Origin of the sequence: Lysobacter sp. Root690 (genome assembly GCF_001427785.1) — a bacterium.
GTDB lineage: Bacteria > Pseudomonadota > Gammaproteobacteria > Xanthomonadales > Xanthomonadaceae > Lysobacter.
On sequence record NZ_LMHM01000001.1, the window covers coordinates 648,667 to 674,898 of the forward strand.

Consider the following 26,232-nt stretch of genomic DNA (forward strand, 5'->3'; position numbering starts at 1 on the left):
CCCAGAATGATGTTGAGCGCTGCCGCCGACGCTTAGTCCTTCGTCGTCAGCACTTGCGCGCTGTAGTCGTAATCCCATTGGTCGAAGTAGAGATTTCCCCCTTCCCACTCGACCTCGCCGCGTTGCGAGTCCACCGTTTCGGAACGTTCGTGCCGCTTGGCCGGAACAAACTGCCGGCCGTAGTCGTCGTTGTAGGCGATCCGATACGCATCGAATCCGCCGAAATAGAAATTCGCCAGTTGCGAATCGGGCGAATCGAAGCGGCCGGTGGTCACGTCCACCGGCACCCAGCCGTACGGCGCCAGGTACATCCAGGCCCAGTCGTGCATGTTGGTGTAGCCGTTGTCGCCGAACACCCAACCCGACTGCCAGCGCGCCGGGATGCCGTTGAGACGCAGCAGGGTCATCAGCAGCAAGGTCTGCTGCCCGCAGTCGGCATGGCCGGCGTGCAGGGCGTAGTCGGAGATGTTGGAAATGGTCGAATACTCGCGCGCGCCGGCCCACGGGATGCGGTCGACCGCGGCATAAAGTTTCTGCGCGATCCGATACGGATTGGTTTCGTCGCCGACCACCTCGCGCGAGAACTTGCGCAGCGCATCGGTGTAGACGATGTGCGGTGGGCGTTCGCCGAGATGATCGCGTGTAGCGTCGTTGATCGGCGCGGGCACGACCTTGTCCGGGTCGATGACGCGGTACTGGCCGAATACGGTGAGTTCGTAACTGGTTTCGAATCGGGCCGGCTGCCCGGCCTTGGCGACCTGCTGCATATAGACGGTGCGCATCGCGGTCGACTCGGGCGCGATCGTATGCGTGGCCGGCGTGCTGTTGATAAAGCGAATGGCTTCCTGCTGATGCGGCAACGCGCGCGGATACGGCAGCCAGGCGCGCAGCATCTTGCCGGCCGGCACCGCATCGGCATTCACCGTCAGCGACTGGGTGACGCGCACCCGCCGCGGCGCGGCGTAGCCCAAGCCGTCGCGGATCGCGCCGTCGCGCACTTCGGCCTGATGCGCGTTCAAGGTTTCCATCGGCCCGACGCTGAGCGGCTTGGCGCCCGGCTTGCGACGCGCCAGCGCGGCGGCGTCGAGCCGGAACAGGTTCGACGGCGCGCGCTGAAAGTAGCGCTTGTCGCCGTCGATGATCATGTATTCGAGCAAGCCTCGCCGATCCCACTCATCGAACTCGGCATCGCGCATATCCGGGATCTGTTCGCGCAGCTTGGCCTTGGCCTGGGCTTCGTCGAGGGTGAAATCCAGACGGATGCGACGCATGCGTTCGACTTGCTCGTCGAGCGCGCGGCGCTGGTCGGCATCCAGATTCGGCCGCGCGCGCGCCTGGGCGATGCCGGCGCGTGCGCCTTCGAAGTGGCCGACGTCGATCAAGGACACGATCGCGGCGAGGCGTTCGTCGGCGTCGCGGCGTTGTTCCTGTGCATGCACCGAACCGATCTGCGTGCTCAGCACCAGCGCCGGCAGCGCGAAGATCAGCCCGAGCGCGAGCGCGGCCGCGCGCCCGCGCCGCGAAAACGAGACGATGGCCCGCGCACGGGGAGCGATAAACAGCAGGTCAGTCACGGGATCCATACCTGGTGTCACCCATGCGGGGCCATCGGTTCATGGCTGTGTAACATGAGTGGCACAGGTGGTCAATAAATTATTCCCTATCTATTTTTCCAAGGAAGTATGTATTCTGCGGTTCGACCCGCTGGCGCCCCGTGCGCGACCGGGTCGGTGCCGGACGACCGGCATCGAGCCTGTGACGGCGCGCGGCCGTGCCGCGCAGCCGCCGGAGCATGACGCGATGGGTACCGCTTCAAGCCGCAACCTCGGCGTAATCGCCCGCAGCCATCGCGGTGTCGCGAGCGCGTTCGTTCGCTGCAGTGCAGCACCGCGTTCAGGCGTGAGCATCGCGATATGCATCGCCGCCGCATGCCTGGGCGCGGTCTTGCTGTTGCCGGCCTGCGCCCTCGCCCGCAGCGCGACCGCCGCTCCCGCCTCGGGCATTCCAGCTACCGGCGTGATCGGCATCGAGGAGGGGCAATTGAACGCCGACTACTGGATTCGCCAACAGAGCAAGCCCGACGCGACGATCCTCGACCCGCGAGCGATCGCCGCGCAAAACAAACGCCTGCATGAACTCGATGCATCGGTGCACGACATCGAGCATCTGCCCGCGCGCCTGACCCGGGCGCAGGTGCGTGAGTGGATCGAGGCGATGTCGCAGCCGCGCGAGGAAACCCTGTACGACGAACGCGGCGAGGAAATCCCCGCCGCCACCCTCGCCGCGCTCGGCGACAACCTCGCGCTGGATACGATTCCCGCCGAGCAGGCCACGCGCTACGGCATGGTCGTGCGCCGCGCCGACCTGCGCACCTTCCCGACCCGATTGCGCGTGTTCAACGCCAAGGGCGACAGCGACATCGACCGGTTCCAGGAAAGCGCATTGTTTCCCGGCACACCGGTGGCGATCGTGCATGCCAGCAAGGATGGCAAGTACTGGTTCGTGGTCAGCCCGCTGTACGCGGCTTGGGTCGAGAAGGACCGCATCGCCGAAGGCGCGAAGGCGGCGATCTTCGACTACACCCGCAAGACCCCGTATCTGGTGGTGACCGGCGCGAGCGCGCGCACCGTGCACACGCCCGAGCAACCCGGCGTGTCCGACGTGCAGCTGGAAATGGGCGTGCGCGTGCCGCTGCTCGCCGACTGGCCCAGCGACAAGCCGGTCAACGGCCAACATCACTACGCCTCGCACGTGATCGAGCTGCCGTACCGCGACGATCAAGGCCGCCTGCAATTCTCTCCCGCGCTGCTGCCGCGCGCCGCCGACACCTCGGCCGATTATCTGCCGCTGACCCAGGCCAACCTCGTGCGCCAGGGCTTCAAGTTCTTCGGCGAACGCTACGGCTGGGGCCATTCGTACAACACCCGCGATTGCAGCGGTTTCGTCTCCGAGATCTACCGCAGCTTCGGCGTGCAACTGCCGCGCAACACTCGCGACCAGGCGGTCAGCCCGGCCTATAACCGCATCGATCTCGCCGAAGGCCTGAGCCATGAGGAACGGCTGAAGATCGTCAAGACCCTGGAAGTCGGCGATCTGATCTACATCCCCGGCCACGTCATGATGGTGGTCGGCCACGAAGACGGCTGGCCGTACGTGATCCACGACACCACCGGCATCACCTTCCGCGACCGCACCGGCGAACTGGCGCGGGTCCATCTCAACGGCGTGTCGGTGACCCCGCTGGTGCCGCTGCTGTTCAACCGCGAGCAGCCGACCGTGGACCGGATCACCAGCATTCAACGTATACGTCCTTGAGGCGACACTGCATGCCCGCGACCGCAGCGCCGTGTTCGCCTCATCGGGTCGATCGAACTCCGCCCGGCCCGCCGCGCTCCCATCACCGAATCACGATGAAACAAGCCAAGCCAACGACCACATGAAGATCACCGACATCCGATTCGGCATGCTGCGGGTCCCGCTCAAGACCCCGTTCAAGACCGCGCTACGCACGGTCGACACGGTCGAGGACATCGTCATCACCATCCACACCGACACCGGACACGTCGGATACGGCGAGGCGCCGGCCACCGCGGTGATCACCGGCGACACCCACGGCTCGATCGTGGAAGCGATCCGCAAGTTCATATCCCCACGCCTGATCGGCCAGGAGATCGCCAACCTCAACCGCATCACCGGGCTGATCCAGGGCTCGTTGGAAAAAAACTCCAGCGCGAAGGCCGCGGTCGAGATCGCGGTCTACGATCTGTGGGGCCAGTTGTACGGCGCGCCGCTGTACAAGATGCTCGGCGGCGGCGATCCGGTCATCACCACCGACCTGACCATCAGCGTCGACTACATCGAGAAGATGGTCGCCGACTCGATCGCCGCGGTCGATCGCGGCTTCGAATCGCTGAAGATCAAAGTCGGCAAGGACATCGGCGTCGACATCGAACGGGTCAAGGCGATCTACGCCGCGGTCGAGGGCCGCGCGTTGCTGCGCCTGGACGCCAACCAGGGCTGGACCGCGAAACAGGCGGTGTACGCGCTGCAGACGCTGGAAGACGCGGGCGTGCGGCTGGAACTGGTCGAGCAACCGGTCAAGGCGCAGGACCTGGACGGGATGAAATACGTCACCGATCGCGTCCACACCCCGATCATGGCCGACGAAAGCGTGTTCGGCCCGGCCGAGGTGATCGACCTGATCCGCATGCGCGCGGCCGACATCATCAACATCAAGCTGATGAAGACCGGCGGCCTGTCCAAGGCGATCCAGATCGCCGACATCTGCGCGATGTACGGAGTCGAATGCATGATCGGCTGCATGATCGAGACGTCCATCTCGGTCGCCGCCGCGGTGCATCTGGCGGTGGCCAAGTCGAACGTGATCACCAAGGTCGACCTCGACGGACCGTCGCTGTGCGCGTTCAACCCGGTCGACGGCGGGGTGATCTTCAACGAGTCCGAAATAACCGTGACCGATGCCCCGGGCCTGGGCATCCGCGAAATCCGCGGGCTCGAACCGCTGACCGCGAGCGCCGCCTGAGCATGCTCGCCGCGGCCGGCTCTCGCGAAGCCCTCGCGCGGCCGGCCGTGAAGCCGGCTACGCTGTAGCCTTCCGCCGCGCCCGGGACCGGACCCCTGCCGATGTCGCCACTGCTCAAGATCCGCTCAGAACGCGACCAGATGTCGGCGATCGAGCGCCGCATCGCCGACTACCTGCTGGAGAACGCGCACCTGCTGCGCGACTACTCCTCGCAGCAGTTGGCCAACGCGCTCGGCATCAGCCAGTCCAGCGTGGTCAAGTTCAGCCAGAAGCTCGGTTTCAAGGGCTATCCGGACCTCAAGTATTCGATCGGCGAGGCGGTCGCGCGCGGCGACGGCCACGACGACAACGGCGCCGCCGTGGCCGCGCCGAGCGATCCGCATGCCGCCCTGGCCGAGCGTCTGTGGCACGGCAAGGCCCGCGCCGAGGAGGAAACCCGGCTGATCAATCCGCCCGATCGCATCGACGCGATCGCCGAACTGATCCAGGACGCGCGCCGTGTCTTCATCATCGGCCTGGGCGAGGACGGCATTCCGGCGCGCGCACTGGCGATGAAGCTGGCGATGATCGGTATCCTCAGCGTCCACCATTTCGATCCGGTGCTGATGGCCGCGAGCACCGCGACCGCGAGCGCCGACGACGTGCTGTTGGTGTTCTCCGAGCAGGGCAAGCTGACCTCGCTATGCCATCTGGCGCGGACCTTCGGCGAAGCCGGCGGCAAGGTCGTGTCGGTGACCCGGCACACGCCCAACCCGCTGCGCGCGCATGCGGATTTCTCGCTGCTGGTGTCGGCGCACGACGAGCGCGCGCATGTCGAGCCGCTGCTGTACCAGTCGGCGCTGCAGCACCTGCTCGACCTGATCTTCATTCTGCTGTGCGAACGCGGTCAGGGCCGCCTGAGCCAGCTCGACAGCAACGCCGAACGCATCCAGGACATGCTCGATACCTGAGCGCGGGGATGCGATGGCCAGCGAGGACGCGACATGGGCGGGATCGACACGCTGCACCGATCGAACGACGCGGCGAACGCGGCGAAGGGCCTGCGCCGATACTTCCACCTCGCCCTGTTCGCGATAGCCGCCGCCATGACCACCGCCTGCACCGGCCTGCGCACCGACCAAGTCCCCGACGGTCCGGCGCAGGCGCAGCAACTCGTGCTCGTCACCACCGCCGACTGGGACGCGAACCAGGGTCGGATGCAGCGCTTCGAACGCGCGGGCGGGCAATGGCACGCGGTCGGCGACGCCGCCGCGGTCACCATCGGCCGTGCCGGTTCGGCCTGGGGTTTAGGCCTGCACGCGCCGCAGACCGACGGACCGAGCAAGCGCGAAGGCGACGGCCGCGCGCCGGCCGGGATGTTCCGCATCGGCACCGCGTTCGGTTACGCCGACGATGTCGCCACCGCCCTGCCCTATGCGGCGATGAGCGCGTCGGATTACTGCATCGATGTCAGCCAGTCGCCGCTGTACAACCGCATCGTCGATGCCGACGAGGTCGGCGCGGCCGCGATCGAAGGCTCGACCGAACCGATGCGCCGCGACCTGCACGCCGACGGCGATCAACGTTATCGCCAAGGCTTCGTGATCGAGCACAACGCCTCTCGCGTGCCCGGCGCGGGCAGCTGCATCTTCGCCCACCTGTGGAAAGCGCCCGGCGAAACCACCGCCGGCTGCACCGCGATGGATGATGCGCGCATGAGCCAGTTGCTGGCGTGGTTGCGGCCGCAGGCGCAGCCGGTGTTCGTGCTGTTGCCGCGGGCGGAGTATCAAAAGCTGTGGAAGTCGTGGGGGTTGCCGCCGCAGGCGGATGGGTGATGAGCCACGCGGGTTATCGTTTTCAGGCGCGACGCCGCGAATTCTTTCTTCGATCGTGAGCTGCGATTGCGGCATCACCGCCGGGTCGTTGGTTCATCGTCAGCGCGATGGCGCGGTCGCGGCTTGCGCCGCTCCTACAGTCGGATACGCAGCCGCAACCCACTACCTGTAGGAGCGGCGCGAGCCGCGACCGCGACACCGCGCCCGGCGACGCAGGCACGATGCCGAACTCGCGGCCCGCTTCGCCTCAAGAGGCAGCCTTACCCTTGCCCGCCTTCTTCTCCGCAGCCTTGGCCCGGCTCTCCTCGATAAACCGATCCACCCGCCGCTCCAGCACCGGCAACGGCACCGAACCCAGCGCCAGGATCGCGTCGTGGAACGCGCGGATATCGAAATCCGATCCCAAGGCCTTCTCGGCCTTTTCCCGCGACCGCACGATGCTCATCTCGCCCAGGTAATACGACAGCGCCTGCCCCGGCCAGCCGATGTAACGATCCACCTCGGTCTCGATCTCGTGCTCGCTCAGCGCGGTGTTGTCGCGCAGGAACGCCTGCGCCTGTTCGCGCGTCCAGCCCAGGTGATGGATGCCGGTGTCGACCACCAGCCGGCTCGCGCGCCACATCTGATAAGTCAGGTAACCGAAGTAATCGTAGGGCGTGTCGTACAGCCCCATCTCGATGCCGAGTTTCTCCGAGTACAAGGCCCAACCCTCGCCGTAGGCGGAGATATAGGTGTAACGGCGGAAATCCGGCAGGCCTTCGTGCTCGGCCGCGAGCGAGGTCTGCAGCGAATGACCCGGCGAGGATTCGTGCAAGGTCAGCGCCGGCAGATTGAACAGCGGGCGCGACGGCAGGTCGTAGGTGTTGAGCAGGTACACGTCGCGACCGCCACGGCCGGCGGTGTAGAACGGCGCCAGATCCGGCGGCACCGGACGGATCGCGAAACGCTGACGCGGCAACAGGCCGATGTAGTTGCCGATCTCGCCGTCGACGCGCTTGGCCAGCCACGAAGCGCGCATCAGCAGCTCGTCGCCGGTCTTGGGATAGAACTTGGGATCGGTGCGTAGGTAATGCAGGAATTCGGGGAACGTACCCTTGAACCCGGTCTTGACGATGGTCTCGTCCATCTGCGCGCGGATCTTGGCGACTTCCTCCACGCCGATCTTGTGAATCTCCGCCGGCGACAGATCCAGCGTGGTGAACTCGCGGATCTTCGCGCGGTACAGCGCCTTGCCGTCGGGCATCACCTCGGCCGCCAAAGTCGTGCGCGCCTGCTGCATGTATTCGTTCTGCATGAACGCAAGCAACTTGCGATAGGCCGGCAGCACCGATTCGTCGATCGCCTTGGCCGCCTGCGCGCGCAGCCGCGCCTGTTCGGCCGCGGGAATGTTCGCCGGCATCTGCTTGAACGGGGTGTACAGCAGATTGTCCTCGAGCTTGGCGTCGACCACTTCCTTGATCGACACGTCGCGGCCGGTCAGAGTCACCCGCGGCACGCTGTAGCCGCGCTTGAGGCCGTCGCGCATGTTGCTGATCTGATCGTCGAAGTAACGCGGGATGTCGCGCAGCTTGCCGATGTAGCGTTCGTAGCCGACGACATCGCGAATCGGCCGGCGCGCGCCGAAACCCAGGTTGGTCCAGAACGCGCTGTCGCTGTTGAACGGCATTTCCCAGTCGCGCAGCCGCTGGTTGGCGAGCAGGCTCTGGATCTGCTGGCGGAACACTTCGTAGTTGACCTGATCCTCGTCGCCGAGCGCGGCCTTGTCGATCGCGTCGAGCTCGCTCATCACCTGCGCCCAATAACGCTCGCGCATGGCCTGGGTGGCCAGATCGACCTTGGGCAGGCGCGAGGCCGGCTGACCCTGCACGTCCTCGTCGTCGCCGCCGGCGAACTGGGCCTGACGCCACTTCCATTCGCGCGTGTACAGCGCCTTGAAGCGCGTGGCGGCCTCGCTGCTCGCGGTGATCGCGGCGGCGGCGGCCTGCGTGGGCGTCGCTTCGGCGGCGACGGCCGGGGTCAGGTTCAGGCCGAGCGCGAGCGCGGCGGTCAACACAGCCAAGGGCGCGGCGGACAGGTGCATGCGGGCGTAGCGGGAGCGGTTCGAGGTCATCGCAAGACTCGGATGGGTTGCGGACGGGTGTCGGCCATCATGCGGCAAAGCGCGCGGCCGCGGATGTGCCTGAAGTGTCTGCCGCTGGCGGCAATGCGGGGGCGATGCGGCGGCGGACCGAGGTCGCGCCGCCGCGGCCGCTCACGGCACCAGTTCGAAATTCGGATACGCCGGATGCGGCGCGTCGAACATCCAGGTCGGCCGATGCTTGAGGTGCAGATCGAAGAAAGCCCGCACATACGCGCGCGAACCGGCCACCGACTCGGCCGCCGGCATGCTGCCGTTGGCCAGTTGCAGGAAGCCCGCCGGCGCCGCATCGCTTAGTCGCGGCACGAACGCGGGGTAGTCGCTGAAGCTGAAATGCAGGCCGAGCGGCAACTGCACTTCGCGCTTCCAGCCGCGCTGATTGCTCCAGAAATCGACCCACGAGCGATCCTGCTCGCCCACCGGCCGATGCGAATAACCGGCCGCGCCCATCAGCAGAAAGGGTTTGTCGAGACCGAATCGCGCCGCACGGGTCGGGCCGTAAGGCAGATCCTGAGGCGGGCCGTAAGTGGTCGACAGACGGCCGTCGAAATCGATGCCGGCATCGAAGCGGCGATCGAAGAACATCGTCTCCGCCGCGGTGGTGCCGCCGTAGGAATGGCCGAAGAAACCCACCCGCGACAGATCCAGGCCGCCGCGGAAACCGGCCGGCAGGCGCCGGTGTTCGGCGTCGGGATTGCGGCCTTGATTCATCGCGCTCAGGGCATCGAGCACGAAGCGGCTGTCGGCGACGCGGGTATCGAGCCACATCTGGGTGGATTCCACCGTTTCGGTGAGCTCCACGCCGCGCGCGACGCGTCCGCCGGGAAACGCAGCGAAAAACGCTTCGTAGGTGTGGGTCATCGACGCGACCACGTAACCGTGACTGGCCAGGTCGTCGACCGAGGCGCTGTAGAGTTCGCGGAAGAACTGCAGGCCCGGCGAAAACAACACCACCGGCCAACCGCGCGGCGAGGGCTTCAAGGCCGCGCCCTCGATCGCCGGGCGGCGCGCGCCGGCCCAGTCGATCGATCCGGGAACGAAGCCGTAATCGTCGTACAACGCTTCGATGTCGCCGACCAGCGCCGGGTCGATCCAGGCCGCGCGCGGCCCTTGCGCGTGGGGCTGGATCGGATAGGCGATGGTCACCATGATTTCGCGCGGCCCGCCGACGAAGAGATCGATACGTGAACGGTCGACCAGATGCACGATCGCGGTGCCGACGCGGTACGGGCCGGTGGTCGGCGGCAAATCGAATCGCTTGGGCGCGCTCGCAACGTGGCCCGGCGACGGCGACGCTGATGTCGCCGATGCCGGCGCGCACAACGCGGTCAGCATCGCCAGCGACAACATCGCCGTCGCAGCGATGCGGGTGCCGGCACGGGCGATGCAATGCAATCGCGTGCGCAGTGTCGCCGTCGACTCCATCGCGGCGACGCGGGTCGAGCCTGGGTCTGATGATCTGAAGCCGAGCATGCCAACCTCCTGGGTAGCGCACGGCATCCGGCCGTGCGGCGGAATGCACAGGCTGGCAAGGCCCGGATCGCCGGCGCACGTGCCGGACGGCCCTGCGGCCTGGCTCAAACCATGACCTGGCGCGCAGAAGCGCGATCGGCCGCCGGCGATGCGCCGAAGCCGCCGCGCGGGTTCCGAGGCGCTCGCTTCGCTGTGTCGAGTCGAGGCGCGAGCGCCCGAACCGGACTAATCCGCGAACGGCCGATCGATCGCCAGCGACGGCGGCGTGAACCAGGCCGCGCCGTCTTCGGTGACGTAGAAATGGTCTTCCAGGCGCACGCCGAAACGATCGGGTACCACGATCATCGGCTCGTTCGAACAGCAGTTGCCCGGCTCCAGTCCGCGCGTATTGCCGCGCACCAGATACGGCGCTTCATGCACGCTCATGCCGCAGCCGTGACCGGTGCGATGCGGCAGCCCGGGCAAGCGGTAATCCGGCCCCAGGCCGCCGTGTTCGAGCACCTCGCGCGCGGCGCGATCGACCGCCTCGCCGCTGACGCCGGGACGCACCGCGGCGAACGCGGCCTGTTGCGCCGCCAGCTCCAGGTCCCAGATCCGCTGCTGCTGCGCGTCGGCGCGTCCACAGATGTAAGTGCGGGTGATGTCGGACTGATAGCCCTGCACCGCGCAACCGGTGTCGATCAGCACCAGCTCGCCCTCGCGCAGAGTCTGTTCGCCGGGAATGCCGTGCGGATACGCGGTGGCCTGGCCGAACTGGACGATGCAGAAGGTCGAGCCGTTGTCGGCGCCGAACGCGCGATGCGCTTCGTCGATGAAGCGGCGCAGTTGGGTGGTGGTAACGCCGGGGTCGGCCAGACTCGCGGCGAGGCGATGAGCCTGCAGGGTCATCGCGGTCGCCTGTTTCATCAACGCCAACTCGGCCGGGGTTTTACCCGCGCGGCAGCCATCGACGATGATGCTTGCATCGCTGAGTTCCAGCGTCGGCGCGGCCGTGCGCAGGCCGGTGAAGATCGCGAACGCCGCCGCCGGGTCCAGCGCCAGCCGGCTCGCGCCGCGGCTGCGCAGTCCGTCGACGACCAATGCGTACGGGTCTTCGTGTTCCTCCCAGTATCGCGGTTGCGCCGGGATCTTCAGCTCGTGGGCGAGCGAGCCGGCTTCGAACCCCGGGCAGATCAACAGCGGATCGCCGTCCAGGGTCAGCAGCATCGCGACCAGGCGCTCGCTGGCGCCCCAGGTGATGCCGGTGAAGTAACGCAGCGACGTGCCGGCGCCGATCAACAGCGCATCGCGTCCGTTCGCGCGCAGCAAGGCGCGCGCGCGCTCGATGCGCTGCTGGTATTCGCGCTCGCCGATCGCCGGCGCGCGCTGCGTCCATGGGCTCAGTTGAGCGCGCGCCTGCTCCAGGCTCAGGCCGCCGATCTGCGATGCGCCGCGATTCATACCGATGCTCCGATGTCGTCCGTTCGCCATTGTCCGTCGATGCAACGCGCCACGCCGCCGGGATTGCGATCGCGCAGTTCCGGCGGCAGCAATGCATCGTCGATCTGATCGTAGCAATGCAGCGCGGCGAAGCGGCGGATCGCCGCCGGCAGGCCGACCGAGGTGAAGCCCGGATGGCCGGTGCTCGGATACGGCCCGCCATGATTCATCGCCGCGCTGACCGCGACTCCGGTCGGCATACGGTTGCCGATTAGCCGTCCAACGCGCGGCCGCAGTCGCGCGGCCAATGCGGCTTGCACGTATGAATCGTCGCCCGAGGCATAGATCGTCGCGGTCAGATTGCCTTCCAGGTTTTGCGCGATCGACAACATGTCGTAGTAATCGTCGCGCGTGCGCACGATCAGGCTGGCCGGCCCGAACGCCTCGCCGCGCAGGCGCGCATCGGCGATGAAGGCTTCTGCGTCGACCGACCACAGCGCCGGTTGCACCCGATAACCCGCGCCGGTCGATTCGGCGCCGCCGCCGACCAGGCTCGCGCCGGCCGCCCGCCATTGCGCCGTCGATTCGCCGAAGTGATCGGCCACGCCTTGCGAAAACAACACCCCGGTCGGTGCCTGCGCGAACAAGGCCGCGGCCGCGTCGACGAAGGCATCGCCGAGTTCGCCGCGCGCGACCACCACGACCCCGGGATTGGTGCAGAACTGGCCGGCACCCATCGTGCAGGACGCGAAGAACTCCTGCGCCAATGCCGCGCCGCGTTCGCGCAAGGCGCCGGGCAGCACGAACACCGGGTTGATGCTCGACAGTTCCAGATACGCCGGCACCCCGGCCGCATCCGCCGCCGCCTTCAACGCCAATCCGGCGCGCCGACTGCCGGTGAACGCCAGCGCGCCCAGACGCGCGTCACCGGCTAGTTGCAGGCCCAGTTCGGGCGGCAGGTGATACAGCACCTGCAAGGTCGCGGCCGGCAAGCCGGCCTGGGTCAATGCGCGATGCGCGAGTTCGGCCAGACGCTGGCTGGTCGCCGGATGCGAGGGATGGACCTTGGCGATCACCGGGTTGCGCGCCGCGATCGCCGAAGCGAAATCGCTGCCGGCCACCGCGTTGAAGGCGAACGGAAAATTGTTCGGCCCGAACACCAGCACCGGCTTGTGCAGCGGCGCCAGATGGCTGCGCAGGCCCGCGGCGGTATCGATCGTCGGCTGGGTCCAGGAACGCTCGCGTACCGCGCGCGCGGCCTGGCGCAACTGCCCAGTGGTGCGCGGCAGTTCGACCTTGGCCAGGCGCGGCTCGATCGGCAACGCGGTTTCCAGATGCGCGAGCGCGACCAGATCGGCCGCGTCGTGCTCGATCGCCAACGCATACGCATCGAGGAAGTCGACGATTTGCTGCGGATCGCACGCGGCCAGTTCGTCGGCGACCGCCGCGGCCGAGGCCAGCGCGGCCTCGACATCGCCCGCGCCGGATATCGGAAACATCGGTCCGACCGCTTCGCCGAGCGTCGGATCGAAGGCGCGGAAATCGCCGCCGGCATCGCGCGATGCCTGCCAGCGGCCCTCGATCAAAACCGGCGAGCGCGCGCTCATCTCAGCGCCCCGCGTTCGGCTGCACGGCGATCGCGTGTTCGATCACCGCCAGCGCCGCCGCGCGTTCGGCGCCGTCGAGCACCAGTCGCGGCGCGCGCACGCGCTCGCTGCCCAGGCCGACGCGCTCTTGCACCAGCTTGATCAGCTGCACGAACTTCGGCACGGTGTCCAGGCGCAGCAGCGGCAGGAACCACGCGTACAGCTCGGCGGCCGCGGGCGCACCGCCGTCGCGGGCGAGTTCGAACAACTGCACGGATTCCTTCGGATAGGCGTTGACCAGGCCGGCGATCCAGCCGGTCGCGCCCATCGCCACGCCTTCGACGATCGCATCGTCCATGCCGACCAGCAGATCGAGACGATCGGCGAGCAAGGCGCGGATCGCCGCGAACCGGCGCACGTCCGCCGAGGATTCCTTGACCGCCTGCAGATTCGGGAACTGCGCGGCGAGTTCGGCGATCTGCTCGGGCACGAAATCGGTCTTGTAGGCCACCGGGTTGTTGTAGAGCATGCACGGCAGATCGGTCGCGGCGATCACCGCGCTGACGTGCGCCTTCATCTCGCGCCAGTCGGTTGAGTACACATACGGCGGCAGCACCATCAGGCCGGCGCAACCGATCGCCTGCGCTTCGCGCGCCAGCCGCACCGCTTCGTCGGTCGACAGCGCGGCGATGCCGGGAATCACCGGCGCGCGGCCGTTCAAGGCCTTGACCAGGGTGCGCAGGATCGCGAGCTTGTCGTCGAAGCTCAGCGTCGCCGCCTCGCCGAGCGAGCCCAGCGGCACGATGCCGACGCAGCCGGCGTCGATCAGGGTGTTGGCGTGGCGGCCGAGAAACTCGTGATCGATCGAACCGTCGGCGTTGAACGGCGTGGTGATCGCGGGGATGACGCCGCGCCAGAAGCTTGCGTTGGCCATGAGGTTGGTTCCTTGTGTTCGGGAATGAAGGGAAGGCGAAGGGAAGGACGAAGCGGGATCGGGCTAAGGCTTGGATTGAGCGGCCGACTCGCCCTCGGAAGAAAAAGACCCGGCGAGGCTGGCCAACCGGGTGGGGAAGACCGGCGGTCGCGCGCCGTGCGCGGTCGTGGCCGGTGTCGGGGGAAGCGGATTCGGATTCAGATTAGAATTCGGATTCGGATTCGCCGCGTTCGCGGCCGCGAGCGCGTTGTCGAACACCCGCAACTCGGCCAGCGCCGCGCCGCAGATGCGGCCCTGGCAGCTGCCCATGCCGCAGCGGGTCGCGAGCTTGGCCGCGCGCCAGGCGCGATGACCATGCAATTGCGACAGGTTCACGTCCTCGCAGCGGCAGACCACGGTCTGCGGCGTCGCGGCGAGATGGATCTGCTCACGCAAGGCGAAATGGCGCGGCAGCAGTTCGGCGAAGGCGCGGGCGTAATCGCGGCGCACGCGCAATGCTTCGGCCTCTTTGTCGGCGCCTGCGGCGAAACAGCCGGCCATCGCGCCTTCGATGCGCGCGGTGTCGACGCCGCCGATACCGCAGGCTTCGCCGGCCGCATACACATCGGCCACGCTGGTCATCAGGCGGGTGTCCACGCGTACGTGTGGGTGCCGGTCCTGCATCGTCAATTCGCAGCCAAGCTGTTGCGCCAATTCGGTGTTGGCCACCAGGCCGTAACCGACCGCCAGGTGATCGCAAGCGATGCGTTCAACGCCGCGCGCGCTTTCGATCTCGACCTCAGTCACGCGCTGATTGCCCGATGCGCTGCGCACCCAGGTTCCGCTGCGATACGGGACCCCGGCCAGACGCGCGCGCAGGCCCGCGGCCTGGACCAGCTTGGATGGCCAGCGCCACAACTGCATCGCGAAGCCGCGCAGTTGCGCGGCCGGCGCTTGTTCGCAGATCGCCAGCACCTGCGCGCCATGCGCATGCAGCGTCGCCGCCGCGGCCAATAACAGCGGACCGCTGCCTGCGACCAGCACTCGCTTGCCGGCGATCGGCCAGCCTTGTTTGACCAGCGCCTGCAATGCGCCGGCGCCGGTCACGCCCGGCAAGGTCCAGCCCGGAAACGGCAGCAGCAGTTCGCGCGCACCGGTCGCCAGCACCAGGGCGCGGTAATGCAGTTCCATCGCCGTACCGGCGTGTTCGATCAATACGTAGCCAGGCCGCGCCGCGACCACGTGCGCCTGTTGCAGGCAACGGACAGCGGGTTGCGCCGACAGTTCGGCGAAGGCTTCGCGCGCCGCCGCGACCGCCGGCTTGCGCAGGTCCTGCCGCCACACTTGTCCGCCCACGCGCGGCTGCATGTCGACCATCACCACCTTCGCGCCGTGCGACGCGGCCGCACACGCCGCGGCGAGTCCGGCCGGACCGGCGCCGATCACCAGCACGTCGCAGCGCTCAGTCATCGCAACGCACCTGCATGCCCTCGCGCGCGACGGTCAGGCAAGCGCGCTGATGCGCGACGCCGTCGATCGTCACCCGACATTCGAAACACACGCCCATGCCGCACAAGGGCGCGCGCGGCTCGCCCGAGCGCGAGCGGCGAAAACGCAGCGCGACCTCGCTGCGGGTCGCGATTGCCGCGGCGACGCTGGCCCCGGCCGGCACCTCGACCGCGACACCGTCGATATGCAGACACACGTTCGGCGCCGTCATTGCAACACCCGCGCCGGCAGGAACGGCAACGGATCGATCGCCGGTGCGCGGCCGAGCATTTGATCAATCAGCAACTGCGCGGTGCCCAATGCGGTCGTCACGCCCAGGCCCTCGTGGCCCGCGGCGACCCAGGTGTGCGCGCGATCGGCGACCGCGCCGATATACGGCCGGCCGTCGAAGGTGGTCGGGCGGAATCCCGTCCACACCCGCAGCGCCTGCAATTCGCGCAGCATCGGCACGAACGCGAATGCGCGTTCGAGCATGCGCCGCAGCATCGCCGGCGACACCTCGCGATCGTCGACGCCGAACTCGCGCGAGGAACCGATCAGGATCTGCCCGGTCGGACGTGGCTGCACATTGAATGCGACGCTGCTGTCGGCGTCGCCATGCGCGCTATCGGCATAGCCCAACTCCAGCAACTGGTGCCGCACACGGCCCGGATAGCGTTCGGTGATGACCAGGTGGCCCTTGCGCGAACGCATCGGCAACTGCGGCAGCAACTCGGGCAAGGCGCAGCCGGTTGCGACCAACACCGGACCAACCAGTTCGGCGCCATCGTCCAGCCGCACGCCGTCGGCGCTCAACGCGACCGCGCGCCGACCCAGCACACAGCTCGCGCCACCCTCACGCGCCAGGCCGAGCAGATGCAGCGCGACCCGCGGCGGATACACCACCGCCTCGTCGGCCACCAGCATGCCCCCGCACAGACCCGCGACCAGCGCCGGTTCCAGGCGATACAACTCATCCGCATCGATCTGTCGCGCGTCCACGCCGGCCGCGGCCAGTCGCGCGATCTTGGCCGGAACGCTGGCGAACTCGCTCGCCTCGCGCGCCACCCACAAGGTCCCGCAGCGGCTGAATTCGGCCTCGGGCAAGGTCGCGAAACGCTCCCACAGGCCCAGCGAATAACGCGATAAGGCCAGCTCGGCCGGATCGTCGTCCATCGCCACCAGATGCCCCATCGCCGCCGCGGTCGCGCCGCCGCCGACCGCGCCGGATTCGACCACGGCCACGCGCAGCCCCTCGCGCACGGCGAGTTCGGCGCAGGCGGTGCCGACGATGCCGGCGCCGATCACGATGAGGTCGAAGGCCGCCATCGCTCAGCGCGCCACCACGCCCCAGGCGAAGGGGTCGTTGTCGTCGATCAGCAATTGCGCGCGCGCGGTGATGTAGGCGCTGCCGGTGATGGTCGGCAGCACGCCGTGTTCGCCGAGGCGATAACGGCCTTCGAACACGCTGCCGAGCACGCTTTCCTGCCGCCACACCGCATCCGGCGCGAGCTTGCCGTCGGCGGCCAGGCACGCCAGCTTGGCGCTGGTGCCGGTGCCGCACGGCGAGCGGTCGTAGGCCAGACCAGGACACAGCACGAAATTGCGTCCGTCGATGCCGGGCGTGGCCGACACGGTTTCCAGTTCGATGTGATCGATCTCGGCGCCGTCGGCGCCGGTGATCCCGGCCGCGACCAGGGCGTGGCGGATCGCTTCGGCGTACGCGGTCAATTCGCGTTGCGTGGCCAGCGAAATCTCGCGCGTGGTCTTGGCGATGTAGAACCAGTTACCGCCCCAGGCGACATCGCCGCTGACTTCGCCGTAGCCGTCGACCTGCACGCTGACATTAGTGGCGTGACGACGGCTTTCGACGTTGTCGACCGAGACGCTGCCGTCTTCGTGCAATTCCGCGCCGACCGTTCCGACCGGCGTTTCGATCCTGTGCCGGCCCGGCGCGATCCGCCCCAAGTGCTGCAAGGTGCGCACCAGCCCGATCGTGCCGTGCCCGCACATGCCCAGGTAACCGACGTTGTTGAAGAAGATCACACCCGCGCAGGCATCGGCCGCCTGCGCCGGCAGCAACAGCGCGCCGACCACCGTGTCCGAGCCGCGCGGCTCGCAGGCGATCGCGCTGCGCCAGTGATCGAACTGCGCGCGGAAGCGCTCGCGCTGTTGCGCCAGGCTGCCGGCGCCGAGATCGGGGAATCCGGAGATCACCACGCGGGTGGGTTCGCCGCCGGTGTGCGAGTCGATGATGTCGAGGCTGTGCATCCGTCCATGCTCGCGGCCAGGGCCGGTCGCGGTCTAGCGCAGCTTGCCGGCGGCGGATGCGGAATTCGGCATAATCGCCTCAACCCGCTCCAGCCGTGTCCGCCGCCATGCCCTCGCCCACCGCCAGCCTCAACGACGCTTCGGTCCGCATCGACGCCGGCCTGATGCAGACCTTGTGCGACGCGTTGCCGGACGTGGTGTTCTTCGTCAAGGACGCCGCCGGCCGCTACACCCACGCCAACCTGACCCTGGTGCGGCGCCTGGGCCTGAAGCGACGCGAGGACGTGATCGGCCGCGCGGTCGCCGACCTGTTTCCCGCGCGCCTGGGCGGACGCTATGCGCTGCAGGATCGGCGCGTGCTCACCGGCGACATCATCGAAAACCAACTGGAAGTGCATCTGTACCCGAACCGGCAACCGGGCTGGTGCCTGACCGGCAAGCGGCCGTTGCCCCTGTCCGACGGCGGTTGCGGACTGGTCGGCCTGTCGCGCGACCTCGGCGCGCCCGACGGACGCGACCCCACCTACGAACGCCTGCGCCGGGTCACCGAACACATGCAGCAGCATTACGCCGGCCCGCTGCGCGTCACCGCGCTGGCGCAGTTGGCGAACCTGTCGGTGGCGCAACTGGAGCGGCACTTCCAGCGAGTCTTCCAACTGACCCCGCAGCAGAGCTTGACCAAGCTGCGTATCGAAGCGGCGATGCACCATCTGCGTGGCGACGCCAGCATCGCCCAGGTCGGGCTGGCCTGCGGTTTTTCCGATCAAAGCGCGTTCGCGCGGCAATTCAAGGCGACGGTGGGGATGGCGCCGCGGGATTACCGGACCTTGCAGGCCGACCTCGGCGCATTGGCCGACTGATGCGCCGGCCCGATCCGATGCCCGACCAAACGGGTTGACCCGGCCGGGTGCGGCCTCGATCATCCGCGCAGGTCTTCGATGTCGGCCGTGGTCTATGCAAACGGACGATTGGCAAACGCTGGACGAGAATTTCGATGCCAACGACATCGCCGCGCAAGGGCCGATCGCTCGACTGACCCTGCACTCCATGGGCAGCCTGACCACGACGCGCAGCAAGTTGTTGCGCACGCTGCCGTCGCTGCGACAACTCAATCTCAATTGCGACGTCAGCCGCGCGTCGATACGCGACGTACTGGCCATCGCCGGGCTGCGCGAACTCGACGTCCTACGCATCCTTCCGAATGGCCGGCCCGGCGGCTTCGCTCGGGCGAAGGACCTGCGTGTCTTTCGTGAGCTGACGGGTTTGCCCGAAGTGGATCTGCTGGACGTTGCGCGCTGTCCGGGCCTGATCGAACTCGGCATCCAGAGTTCGCGACTCACACCGCGATCGTTCGATGCATTGATGGGACTGAGTACGCTGCAAACTCTGGACGTCGAAGCGACGCCGTTCGACGATGCGATGGCGGCGCAACTCGCGCGCTTGCCGGAGCTGACCAGTCTGCACGCCGGGCGGACCGCGATTTCGCGAGCCGGTCTCGAGGCGATCTGCGAGTTGAAGCAGATGCGCGAGCTGGACCTTTGGGCGATCTCGCTGAGCGTGGACGATCTGTATCTGCTGCGCGGCTTGCCGGCGCTGGAATACCTGTCGGTCGGCAGCTCCCAGGGCTATGAGCCGATTCTGATCGAATCGTTGCTGCCACTGCTGGATCAGCTGCCGAACTTGCGGCGACTGTGGCTTGATGGTGTGGCGGTTCCCGATTCGGTGAAAGCGCAGCTGACGTCGCGGTATTCGGGTTTCCGGGTGACTTGTTTCGCTTCGAGTCTTGAATGATTCGCGGCAAATAGGGCGAATAGGGCAGGCGCTGAATTCGCTCGACCGATAGACCGCTCGGCGACGCGATCATGGGCGGAACGGGCTCCAGCTCCCGCGTCGCCCGAACGCTGCCCGCTCACTCGCGCAACCGCCCACTGTCCTCGAACGCGCCCACCACCGCATCGCTCAATCGACGCGCGAGCATTCCATCCGGGTCCAGCTCCGGATCGAAGATCGTCAACTCCATGCCAATCGCCTTCGGGCTGGCGAGCAACGGCGCCAACAGCGCGCGCAGTTGTTCGAAATCGAGACCGTCGGGGTTCGGCGAGTCCACCGCCGGCATCACCCGCTGCGCGAGCACGTCGGCATCGACGTGGATCCAATAGCCTTCGGTCGGCATCGCCTCCAGGCGGGCGCGCGCGCGATCTCCGGCCTGCCGCGCGCCGTCGCGATGGATCGTATCGGCGTCGATGCTGTGTATTCCGGAGCGCTCGAAACTTTCGAAGTCGTAGTCGCGGCGGTCGTCGTCGGTGGTCACCAGGCCCAGATGGACCACATCCTCGCCGCGGAAATACGGCGACTGCCCGCGCAGATTCGACAACGCCGCCGGCCCGTGTCCGGTCGACAGGCCCAGGTCGAGCCCGGCCGCGGCGAAGTGGCCCTGATAGCGCCGGCGATCGCGCACGAACGAGAAATCGTCGTGCGCATCGACGAAGGCCAGCCCGTAGCGGCCGTGTTGCTTCAAGGCCAGGCCGCTGCCCAGCAGCACGCTGCAATCGCCGCCGAGCATCAGCACGAACCGCTTGCGCTGCAGCCACGGCGACAGGCGATCGGCGAGGGTCTGGCTGTAGTCGGCGATCGCCGCACCGTTGCGAAAACCGATCGTGTGATCGGGCTCGGACGAATACGCCGGCGCCTCGACCCGGCCGCCATCGTGCGCGCGCAAACGCCGCAACAGACCGGTTGCGCGCAGCGCGTCGGGCATGCGCCGCACGCCAGGCTCCACGCCGGGTCGCGGCGGGCGCAGGCCGAGATTGCTTGGCGCATCGATAAGCACGAGGAACGGCGCGATCGGCATGGCGGACTCGGGTTCGGATCGGATGGATGCGGCCGACGCGCCGGACGGCGTGTCCGCGCAGGCAGTGAGCGCCGCGCACAGCAGCCAGGCGCCGGACAGCCACCGCTCGCGGGCATGACGCATCGTCTTAACCTTTAAATCGTTTTTCAGAGGTTATTTAGTTTCTTCCAAACCTGTCAATTTGTTTTTAACAGTTACCGACCGACGGTCGTCGTCGGACTGGCATCACGGCGCAGCGGCAACGCCCGCGCGGTGCGGTAGCATTTCCGCCGATCCGCGCCGACCGGCGTCATCCAGGACAATCGATGGCTATCGCACTGAATCGGCGCGCAGCGCCACGGCTCGGATCGGCGCTGGCTGGGCTGATTCTTCTAACGGCCATCGCCACGCCGATGCCGGCACGCAGCGCAGCGCTCGATCCGGCCCTGCAGGCGCCGGTCGAAGCGCGGGTGCCGTGGGCGCCGGCCGCGGTCGCGGCCACCGACGGCGCTGCTCATCTCGCCTACGAACTGCACCTGAGCAACTTCTACCGCGACACCGGCGTGCTGCGGGTCAAACGTTTGACCGTATACGCCGACGACAGCGACACCGCGCTCGCGGATTTCCAGGGCGAGGCCCTGCAGCGCATCGGCCTTCCGCGCGCGCCCGAGGGCGCCAAGCCCGACGACGGCGTCGCGATCGGCGGCGGCCTGCGCGGCGAGCTGTTCGTCTGGCTGACCCTGCCGGCCGGACGCCCCGCGCCGACGAGCCTGCGTCATCGGATCGAATTCGAAACCACGAAAGGCACGACGCTCTGGGTCGACGGCGCGCGGGTCGCGCTGGCCAGCGCGTCACCCGTGGTGCTGGGCCCGCCGTTGCGCGGTGGCCAATGGCTGGCCTACGAAGGTCCGTCGAATTCGCAGTCGCATCACTGGGGCAGCCTGGTCGTGGCCAATGGCGAGGCCACCATTCCGCAACGCTATGCGCTCGATCTGATCGGCCTGGACGCGCGCGGCCATGCCGTGCGCGACGGCATCGAGCCGCGCAAAAGCAAGCATGCCGACTGGATCGGCTACGGCGCCGAGGTGCTGGCCGCGGCCGACGGCATCGTGCGCGGCGCGCGCGACGGCGAGGCCGAACACGCGCCGCTGTCGCCGCAGTCCGAACCGGCCATGCTGAGCGCGGACGCGCTGTACGGCAATTATGTAATCCTGGAAATCGCGCCGCGCACCTATGTGCATTACGCGCATCTGCAACGCGGCAGCGTGGCGGTGAAGACCGGCGAACGCGTGCGTCGCGGCCAGAGTCTCGGCCGGCTCGGCCAATCCGGCAACACCGGCGGGCCGCATCTGCACTTGCACGTGTCGAACGCGCCGACCTTCGAGCAATCCGAAGGCCTGCCGTTCGTGTTCGACGCCTTCAGCTATTCGGGTACGCGATCGATCGATCAGACGCTGGATTCGACCTCGGCCTTCGACGCCAAGCCACAAGCGCGGCAGGCGCAGATGCCGCTGGACAACGCGGTGATCGGGTTCGACGCCAAGCCTTGAACGACGGAGCGTTTCGTGGGCGGGCATCACGCCCACCCACGAGCGAGCGCTCGCGCCGATCTCGGGCGACTAGCCTCAGTAGCGATCGTTCAAGGCGAAGATCGGCTTGCGGTCTTTCCACTTGCCGTTGGTGAAATCCGGGAATTCCAAGGTCTTGTGCTCGGCGATGGATTGCTCCGACAGCGGCGTGATCGCGCTCCAGGCGATCGCGTCATAGATGTCGATCGGCATCGGCGCATCGGCCTTGAGCGCTTCGACGAAGGCGTTGATGACGAAGAAATCCATGCCGCCGTGGCCGGCATCGGCGGCGGCGCTGGCGAAGCGCTGCCACAGCGGATGATCGTACTTGGCGAACCAGTCAGCGGCCTTGTCCCACTTGTGCGGCTGGCTCTTGCCTTCGATGTGGATCGACTCGTTGAGATCCATCCACAGCCCGTCGGTGCCCTGCACGCGAAAGCCCAGCGAATACGGACGCGGCAGCGACGTGTCGTGCTGCAACACAATGGTCTCGCCGTTCTCGCACAGCAGTTGCGTCGTCACCATGTCGCCGAGCTTGAACTTCACCTTCGCGTTCGGATGCTCCGGCCCGGCCTTCTTGACGATGTAGTCGTGCAGGCCACGCGGCTTGCTCGAGAACGCGCTCAAATGGGTGAAGCGGTTGCCGCGGTGGATGTCGATCGCCATCGCGCACGGGCCGATGCCATGGCTCGGGTACAGATCGCCGTCGCGCTTGACCGAATGCTCGGTGCGCCAGCGCGCTTCCGACCACGCCTTAGGACCGAACTCGACGCCGCTGCCATAGGGCTGATCGGGATTGCCGCTGTTGAACTTGACCCCGCGCAGATCGTGCTGATAACCGCCCTGCAGATGCACGATTTCGCCGAACAGTCCCTGTCGCACCATGTTGAGCGCGGCCAGCACGTCGCGGCGATAGCACACGTTTTCTAGCAGCATGTACGGCGTGCCGGTGCTCTGCTGAGCGCGCAGCACCTGCCAGTGATCGTCGAGGGTGAGGCCGGCTACCACCTCGCAACCCACCGCGACCTTCGCCTGCATCGCCGCGATCGCCTGCGCGGCGTGGAATTCCCACGGCGTGGCGATGATCACCGCGTCCAGTCCGCCCTTGGCCAGCATCGCGCGGTAAGCGTCGAGGTCGCCATCGGCGCCGTAAGTCGTGGGCTTGGCCTTGCCGGCCTTGGCGATCATCGCCAGCGAACGCTCGAGCATGATCGGTTCGACATCGCACAGCGCGACCACGTCCACGTCCTCGCGGCGCAGCAATTCGGTCAGATGGACCTGGCCGCGCATGCCCACGCCGATCAGGCCGATCCGCAGCTTCGAGCGGGCGCGCGCGAACGCCGGAGTGAACGCGCTGCTGGCCAGCAGCGTGCTCGCGGTCGCGGAGGTGGCGAGAAAATCGCGTCGGTTCATGCGGGTGCCTCGATCGGTGCGTTGGAGTGGAGACGGGAGGATTTGAATACGGTCGGTGATGCGAAGCGCTTGGCGAGCGATGGGCTTCGATCCATATCTTTCGATCGGACCTCATCCGCGTGCTCCAACTTTTGAATCGGCTTGCGTGGTCCACGAATGCGCTTCACGCCGAACAATGCATAAATACAGGCGTATTTGCTAGTCTCTGACCACAATACGAAAGATCATTTTTTTGGATTTTCCAAAACGAAAGATGTGACGCAGTCTGACTACCGCCTCAAGCCCGGACGCGCATGATCGGCATCTTCGATCGAACCCTGGCCGACGCCGATGCGATCGATGACATCCGAACTACCTTGGAGCACCGCGATGAATGGAGCAGTCCGATGAACGACGCGCTGCGCGAACTCGCGCACCAGTGGCTGCAGCCCGGCACCAAGGGCCTGGCCCTGCAGCAGCCGCTGCGCCAGGACACGCTCGGCGAACTGGGCCTCAACGTACTCGATGGATTGCTGTCCTACCCGGTCGCGGTGCTGCGGCAATCGACGCTGGACCACAACATCGCCTGGATGCGCGACTTCGTCGACCGCGCCGGTGCCCTGCTCGCGCCGCACGGCAAGACTACGATGAGCCCGCAGTTGTTCCAGGCCCAACTCGACGCCGGCGTCTGGGCGATCACCCTGGCGACCATTCCGCAGTTGCGCGTGGCCCATCGTTTCGGCGTCAAGCGAGTGCTGCTGGCCAACCAGCCGGTGGCGATCGCCGATATCGAAAGCCTGGCCGCGCTGCTGCGCGACGAAGCGGATTTCCAGGCTTGGGTGCTGGTCGATTCCAGTGCCGGTGTGCAGCGCTTGAATCAGTTGATGCAACAGGTCGCGCCGCAGCGGCGCCTGCCGGTGCTGGTCGAACTCGGCGCCGACGGCGGACGCAGCGGCGTGCGCGGTCTCGACGCGGCGACGCGGCTCGCGCACGAGGTGCATGCGGCTTCGCATCTGTCGCTGGCCGGGATCGAAGGCTACGAGGGCCTGTGGGTCGGTGCCGATCGCGATGCCGACCTGCAGCGAGTGCAGTCGTTGCTGACTCAGATGGTCGCGCTGACCCAACGTTGCGATGCCGAACGACTATTCGACGGCGACGAGATCCTGATCAGTGCCGGCGGCTCGGCGTATTTTGACTTCGTTGCCGATGCGTTCGACCGCGTGGGCGAAACCTCGCGTCCGCTGCGGCGAATACTACGTTCCGGCTGCTATCTGACGTCGGACCACGGCCTCTACCATGGACTGCAACAGGAAATGCGCACCCGCCACGACGCCAGTTTCCGCCACGGCCTGCAACCGGCGCTGGAGGTATGGGCGATGGTGCAGTCGCGACCCGAGCCCGGGCTGGCGCTGTTGACCCTCGGCAAGCGCGACGCGTCCTACGACATCGACCTGCCGCGTCCGCTGATCTGGCATCGCCCCGGGCAACCGGCGCCGCGGCCGATGCGCGATGCGCGCATCGTCAAGATGAACGATCAACACGCTTATCTGGAACTGCCGGTCGAGCATCCGCTGCAGGTCGGCGATCTGGTCGGCAGCGGCATCTCGCATCCGTGCACCACCTTCGACAAGTGGCCGCTGATGCTGCTGACCGACGACGGCTATCGCGTCACCGGTGCGATCAATACGTTCTTCTGAACAACGACGCCGGGTGCCCGTCTATCGCATTGCGATGATGCCAGTGCGGTCGGCGTATTGAGCCCAACCGATCCGAGGCTGGCGAAGCCGGAGCGTCGACAGCCGTCAAGACGACACGGCATGACGCTGTTGCCTCAGTCGTTGGGACGGTGCGCGTAGCTGATCGCGCGGGTGACTTGCCAGCGTTCGCCGACGCGATGCCAGACCAGGATGAACTCGCCGCGCCCGGCGCAGGTGGTTTCGCCGGTCGCGCAGAAGCGGTGTTCGCCGATCTCCATCGCGCCGAAGTCCTTGATCGGGTACACGCGCAAGGTTCCCGGGATCAACTCGCGGCGGAATTTTCCGCAGACGTTCTTGCGCACGTTGCCGAGCATTTCCTCGCGCGTCCAGGTGACCCCGCCGTTGTCGTGGTAGAACTCGACCTTGTCGTCGAACAGGGCGCGATGGCGCTTGAACTGGGCGGGGTCGTCGCAGCGGTTGAACGAATCGAACATCTGCGTGTCCAGCCCGGCGACGGTGTCGTACAGGGCGGAGCCGCCTTTCGCGGGGTCGCCTTTGGCCGGTTCGTTCTTGGGCGCGGCGGGCTTGGCCGTTTCGACCGCGGCCGCCGGGGCCGCCGTCTTGTCCGACGCGGCGAGCGCGGAGCCGGCCATGCCTGCGCAGAGCATCGCGGCCAGGGCGGCGGCTGGGACGAATCGGTTCATCGCGGGGTCTCATGGCAGTGGATCGGCGCACCTTAAGGCCGGCACGACGCGGGCGCCTGTGCCATTCGACACCGGGCGATGGTTGGCCTGCCGATGGGTAGACGCCGCGATTTCGCGATGGGTCCGAGGCCGTGGTTTCTACGATCCCCATGCCCCAGAGATTCAACCAAGCTCACCGCTGCCGCCGTTGAAACGGCAAGTTACTTTCTTGGCACTTGCAGATCAGCTTGGCTTGGCTTGGGTTCCGGAACCGGTTCCGGTCGTGGCATGGCCTTCATGCTCGAGTTAGAAGTTTCGTCGTTCATCCAGCGCTGCGAAGCCACGGACTCGCGTCAGCAACAGCACACCCGAAGGGCGGCGCACATGGATGTGCGCCGTGCGCCACCGAGACAGGATG

At 67.2% G+C, this 26,232-nt stretch carries 21 protein-coding genes; 8 read left to right on the plus strand and 13 right to left on the minus strand.

Annotated features, from left to right (window positions below; genetic code table 11):
- Positions 1 to 32: 32 nt before the first annotated feature.
- Positions 33 to 1,574, minus strand: a complete 1,542-nt coding sequence (locus ASD86_RS02810) for a transglutaminase-like domain-containing protein (RefSeq protein ID WP_235567641.1) — start codon at positions 1,572 to 1,574, stop codon at positions 33 to 35.
- A 325-nt stretch (positions 1,575 to 1,899) separates the two neighbouring features.
- On the opposite strand from ASD86_RS02810, the gene ASD86_RS02815 reads away from it, so the two are divergent.
- The 4 genes from ASD86_RS02815 to ASD86_RS02830 all read left to right on the plus strand — a co-directional run bounded on the left by ASD86_RS02815 (position 1,900) and on the right by ASD86_RS02830 (position 6,357).
- A complete protein-coding gene (locus ASD86_RS02815; protein WP_056106594.1) occupies positions 1,900 to 3,315 on the plus strand; it encodes an SH3 domain-containing protein in 1,416 nt (471 codons plus the stop codon).
- Between the two features lie 121 nt (positions 3,316 to 3,436).
- On the plus strand, positions 3,437 to 4,543 hold the full coding sequence (locus tag ASD86_RS02820; RefSeq protein WP_036113525.1) for a dipeptide epimerase: 1,107 nt from the start codon (positions 3,437 to 3,439) through the stop codon (positions 4,541 to 4,543).
- A gap of 101 nt (positions 4,544 to 4,644) precedes the next feature.
- Positions 4,645 to 5,493, plus strand: coding sequence for a MurR/RpiR family transcriptional regulator (locus tag ASD86_RS02825; protein WP_056106596.1), 849 nt, complete (start codon positions 4,645 to 4,647; stop codon positions 5,491 to 5,493).
- 135 nt (positions 5,494 to 5,628) lie between these two features.
- Positions 5,629 to 6,357 (plus strand): hypothetical protein, encoded by a 729-nt coding sequence (locus ASD86_RS02830; protein WP_056107091.1) that lies wholly within the window; start codon positions 5,629 to 5,631, stop codon positions 6,355 to 6,357.
- A gap of 247 nt (positions 6,358 to 6,604) precedes the next feature.
- Here the strand turns inward: ASD86_RS02830 and ASD86_RS02835 are convergent, their stop codons facing one another.
- The 9 genes from ASD86_RS02835 to ASD86_RS02875 all read right to left on the minus strand — a co-directional run bounded on the left by ASD86_RS02835 (position 6,605) and on the right by ASD86_RS02875 (position 17,644).
- Complete coding sequence (locus ASD86_RS02835) at positions 6,605 to 8,437, minus strand: DUF885 family protein (RefSeq protein WP_056107093.1); 1,833 nt, start codon at positions 8,435 to 8,437, stop codon at positions 6,605 to 6,607.
- Between the two features lie 171 nt (positions 8,438 to 8,608).
- Entirely contained in the window at positions 8,609 to 9,967 is a 1,359-nt protein-coding gene (locus ASD86_RS02840) for a lipase (protein WP_162253597.1), read from the minus strand.
- 225 nt (positions 9,968 to 10,192) lie between these two features.
- On the minus strand, positions 10,193 to 11,407 hold the full coding sequence (locus tag ASD86_RS02845) for a Xaa-Pro peptidase family protein (RefSeq protein ID WP_056106600.1): 1,215 nt from the start codon (positions 11,405 to 11,407) through the stop codon (positions 10,193 to 10,195).
- The gene (locus ASD86_RS02850; protein ID WP_056106602.1) at positions 11,404 to 12,993 is read right to left on the minus strand and encodes an aldehyde dehydrogenase family protein; all 1,590 of its coding nucleotides are present in this window, start codon (positions 12,991 to 12,993) and stop codon (positions 11,404 to 11,406) included. The genes ASD86_RS02845 and ASD86_RS02850 overlap by 4 nt, the downstream gene beginning before the upstream one ends.
- Position 12,994: 1 nt before the next feature.
- Positions 12,995 to 13,906, minus strand: a complete 912-nt coding sequence (locus tag ASD86_RS02855) for a dihydrodipicolinate synthase family protein (RefSeq protein WP_056106604.1) — start codon at positions 13,904 to 13,906, stop codon at positions 12,995 to 12,997.
- A gap of 63 nt (positions 13,907 to 13,969) precedes the next feature.
- On the minus strand, positions 13,970 to 15,355 hold the full coding sequence (locus ASD86_RS02860; RefSeq protein WP_056106606.1) for an FAD/NAD(P)-binding oxidoreductase: 1,386 nt from the start codon (positions 15,353 to 15,355) through the stop codon (positions 13,970 to 13,972).
- On the minus strand, positions 15,348 to 15,605 hold the full coding sequence (locus tag ASD86_RS02865; RefSeq protein WP_056106608.1) for a 2Fe-2S iron-sulfur cluster-binding protein: 258 nt from the start codon (positions 15,603 to 15,605) through the stop codon (positions 15,348 to 15,350). Before ASD86_RS02865 ends, ASD86_RS02860 begins: the two co-directional genes overlap by 8 nt.
- Positions 15,602 to 16,702 (minus strand): FAD-dependent oxidoreductase, encoded by a 1,101-nt coding sequence (locus ASD86_RS02870; protein WP_056106610.1) that lies wholly within the window; start codon positions 16,700 to 16,702, stop codon positions 15,602 to 15,604. Before ASD86_RS02870 ends, ASD86_RS02865 begins: the two co-directional genes overlap by 4 nt.
- Before the next feature lie 3 nt (positions 16,703 to 16,705).
- On the minus strand, positions 16,706 to 17,644 hold the full coding sequence (locus tag ASD86_RS02875) for a 4-hydroxyproline epimerase (protein ID WP_056106612.1): 939 nt from the start codon (positions 17,642 to 17,644) through the stop codon (positions 16,706 to 16,708).
- Positions 17,645 to 17,808: 164 nt separating this feature from the next.
- On the opposite strand from ASD86_RS02875, the gene ASD86_RS02880 reads away from it, so the two are divergent.
- Both ASD86_RS02880 and ASD86_RS02885 read left to right on the plus strand, forming a co-directional pair.
- Positions 17,809 to 18,504 (plus strand): AraC family transcriptional regulator, encoded by a 696-nt coding sequence (locus ASD86_RS02880; protein WP_082578048.1) that lies wholly within the window; start codon positions 17,809 to 17,811, stop codon positions 18,502 to 18,504.
- Positions 18,505 to 18,598: 94 nt separating this feature from the next.
- Positions 18,599 to 19,435, plus strand: a complete 837-nt coding sequence (locus tag ASD86_RS02885; protein ID WP_056106616.1) for a hypothetical protein — start codon at positions 18,599 to 18,601, stop codon at positions 19,433 to 19,435.
- Between the two features lie 118 nt (positions 19,436 to 19,553).
- Here the strand turns inward: ASD86_RS02885 and ASD86_RS02890 are convergent, their stop codons facing one another.
- Entirely contained in the window at positions 19,554 to 20,618 is a 1,065-nt protein-coding gene (locus tag ASD86_RS02890) for an arginase family protein (protein WP_200957167.1), read from the minus strand.
- Positions 20,619 to 20,887: 269 nt separating this feature from the next.
- Here ASD86_RS02890 and ASD86_RS02895 point away from each other — a divergent pair, with 269 nt between their 5' ends.
- Positions 20,888 to 22,024 carry a M23 family metallopeptidase gene (locus ASD86_RS02895; protein ID WP_056106619.1) on the plus strand — a complete coding sequence of 379 codons (1,137 nt, stop codon included), beginning with the start codon at positions 20,888 to 20,890 and terminating at the stop codon, positions 22,022 to 22,024.
- Between the two features lie 75 nt (positions 22,025 to 22,099).
- Here ASD86_RS02895 and ASD86_RS02900 read toward each other — a convergent pair whose 3' ends face one another.
- The gene (locus ASD86_RS02900; RefSeq protein ID WP_056106621.1) at positions 22,100 to 23,455 is read right to left on the minus strand and encodes a Gfo/Idh/MocA family oxidoreductase; all 1,356 of its coding nucleotides are present in this window, start codon (positions 23,453 to 23,455) and stop codon (positions 22,100 to 22,102) included.
- 386 nt (positions 23,456 to 23,841) lie between these two features.
- Here ASD86_RS02900 and ASD86_RS02905 point away from each other — a divergent pair, with 386 nt between their 5' ends.
- Positions 23,842 to 25,131 carry an amino acid deaminase gene (locus ASD86_RS02905; protein WP_056107095.1) on the plus strand — a complete coding sequence of 430 codons (1,290 nt, stop codon included), beginning with the start codon at positions 23,842 to 23,844 and terminating at the stop codon, positions 25,129 to 25,131.
- A 134-nt stretch (positions 25,132 to 25,265) separates the two neighbouring features.
- On the opposite strand, the gene ASD86_RS02910 is transcribed toward ASD86_RS02905, so the two are convergent.
- Positions 25,266 to 25,835: a nuclear transport factor 2 family protein gene (locus ASD86_RS02910; protein ID WP_082577995.1), complete on the minus strand. Its 570-nt coding sequence runs from the start codon at positions 25,833 to 25,835 to the stop codon at positions 25,266 to 25,268.
- Between the last annotated feature and the right edge of the window lie 397 nt (positions 25,836 to 26,232).

Excerpts from the sequence above, each read along its gene's own strand:
- ASD86_RS02820 (WP_036113525.1), top strand. The coding sequence starts at position 3,437 with ATGAAGATCACCGACATCCGATTCGGCATGCTGCGGGTCCCGCTCAAG.
- ASD86_RS02825 (WP_056106596.1), top strand. The coding sequence starts at position 4,645 with ATGTCGCCACTGCTCAAGATCCGCTCAGAACGCGACCAGATGTCGGCG.
- ASD86_RS02830 (WP_056107091.1), top strand. The coding sequence starts at position 5,629 with ATGACCACCGCCTGCACCGGCCTGCGCACCGACCAAGTCCCCGACGGT.
- ASD86_RS02835 (WP_056107093.1), bottom strand. The coding sequence starts at position 8,437 with ATGCACCTGTCCGCCGCGCCCTTGGCTGTGTTGACCGCCGCGCTCGCG.
- ASD86_RS02840 (WP_162253597.1), bottom strand. The coding sequence starts at position 9,967 with ATGCTCGGCTTCAGATCATCAGACCCAGGCTCGACCCGCGTCGCCGCG.
- ASD86_RS02845 (WP_056106600.1), bottom strand. The coding sequence starts at position 11,407 with ATGAATCGCGGCGCATCGCAGATCGGCGGCCTGAGCCTGGAGCAGGCG.
- ASD86_RS02850 (WP_056106602.1), bottom strand. The coding sequence starts at position 12,993 with ATGAGCGCGCGCTCGCCGGTTTTGATCGAGGGCCGCTGGCAGGCATCG.
- ASD86_RS02855 (WP_056106604.1), bottom strand. The coding sequence starts at position 13,906 with ATGGCCAACGCAAGCTTCTGGCGCGGCGTCATCCCCGCGATCACCACG.
- ASD86_RS02860 (WP_056106606.1), bottom strand. The coding sequence starts at position 15,355 with ATGACTGAGCGCTGCGACGTGCTGGTGATCGGCGCCGGTCCGGCCGGA.
- ASD86_RS02865 (WP_056106608.1), bottom strand. The coding sequence starts at position 15,605 with ATGACGGCGCCGAACGTGTGTCTGCATATCGACGGTGTCGCGGTCGAG.
- ASD86_RS02870 (WP_056106610.1), bottom strand. The coding sequence starts at position 16,702 with ATGGCGGCCTTCGACCTCATCGTGATCGGCGCCGGCATCGTCGGCACC.
- ASD86_RS02875 (WP_056106612.1), bottom strand. The coding sequence starts at position 17,644 with ATGCACAGCCTCGACATCATCGACTCGCACACCGGCGGCGAACCCACC.
- ASD86_RS02880 (WP_082578048.1), top strand. The coding sequence starts at position 17,809 with ATGCAGACCTTGTGCGACGCGTTGCCGGACGTGGTGTTCTTCGTCAAG.
- ASD86_RS02885 (WP_056106616.1), top strand. The coding sequence starts at position 18,599 with ATGCAAACGGACGATTGGCAAACGCTGGACGAGAATTTCGATGCCAAC.
- ASD86_RS02890 (WP_200957167.1), bottom strand. The coding sequence starts at position 20,618 with ATGCGTCATGCCCGCGAGCGGTGGCTGTCCGGCGCCTGGCTGCTGTGC.
- ASD86_RS02895 (WP_056106619.1), top strand. The coding sequence starts at position 20,888 with ATGCCGGCACGCAGCGCAGCGCTCGATCCGGCCCTGCAGGCGCCGGTC.
- ASD86_RS02900 (WP_056106621.1), bottom strand. The coding sequence starts at position 23,455 with ATGAACCGACGCGATTTTCTCGCCACCTCCGCGACCGCGAGCACGCTG.
- ASD86_RS02905 (WP_056107095.1), top strand. The coding sequence starts at position 23,842 with ATGAACGACGCGCTGCGCGAACTCGCGCACCAGTGGCTGCAGCCCGGC.
- ASD86_RS02910 (WP_082577995.1), bottom strand. The coding sequence starts at position 25,835 with ATGAACCGATTCGTCCCAGCCGCCGCCCTGGCCGCGATGCTCTGCGCA.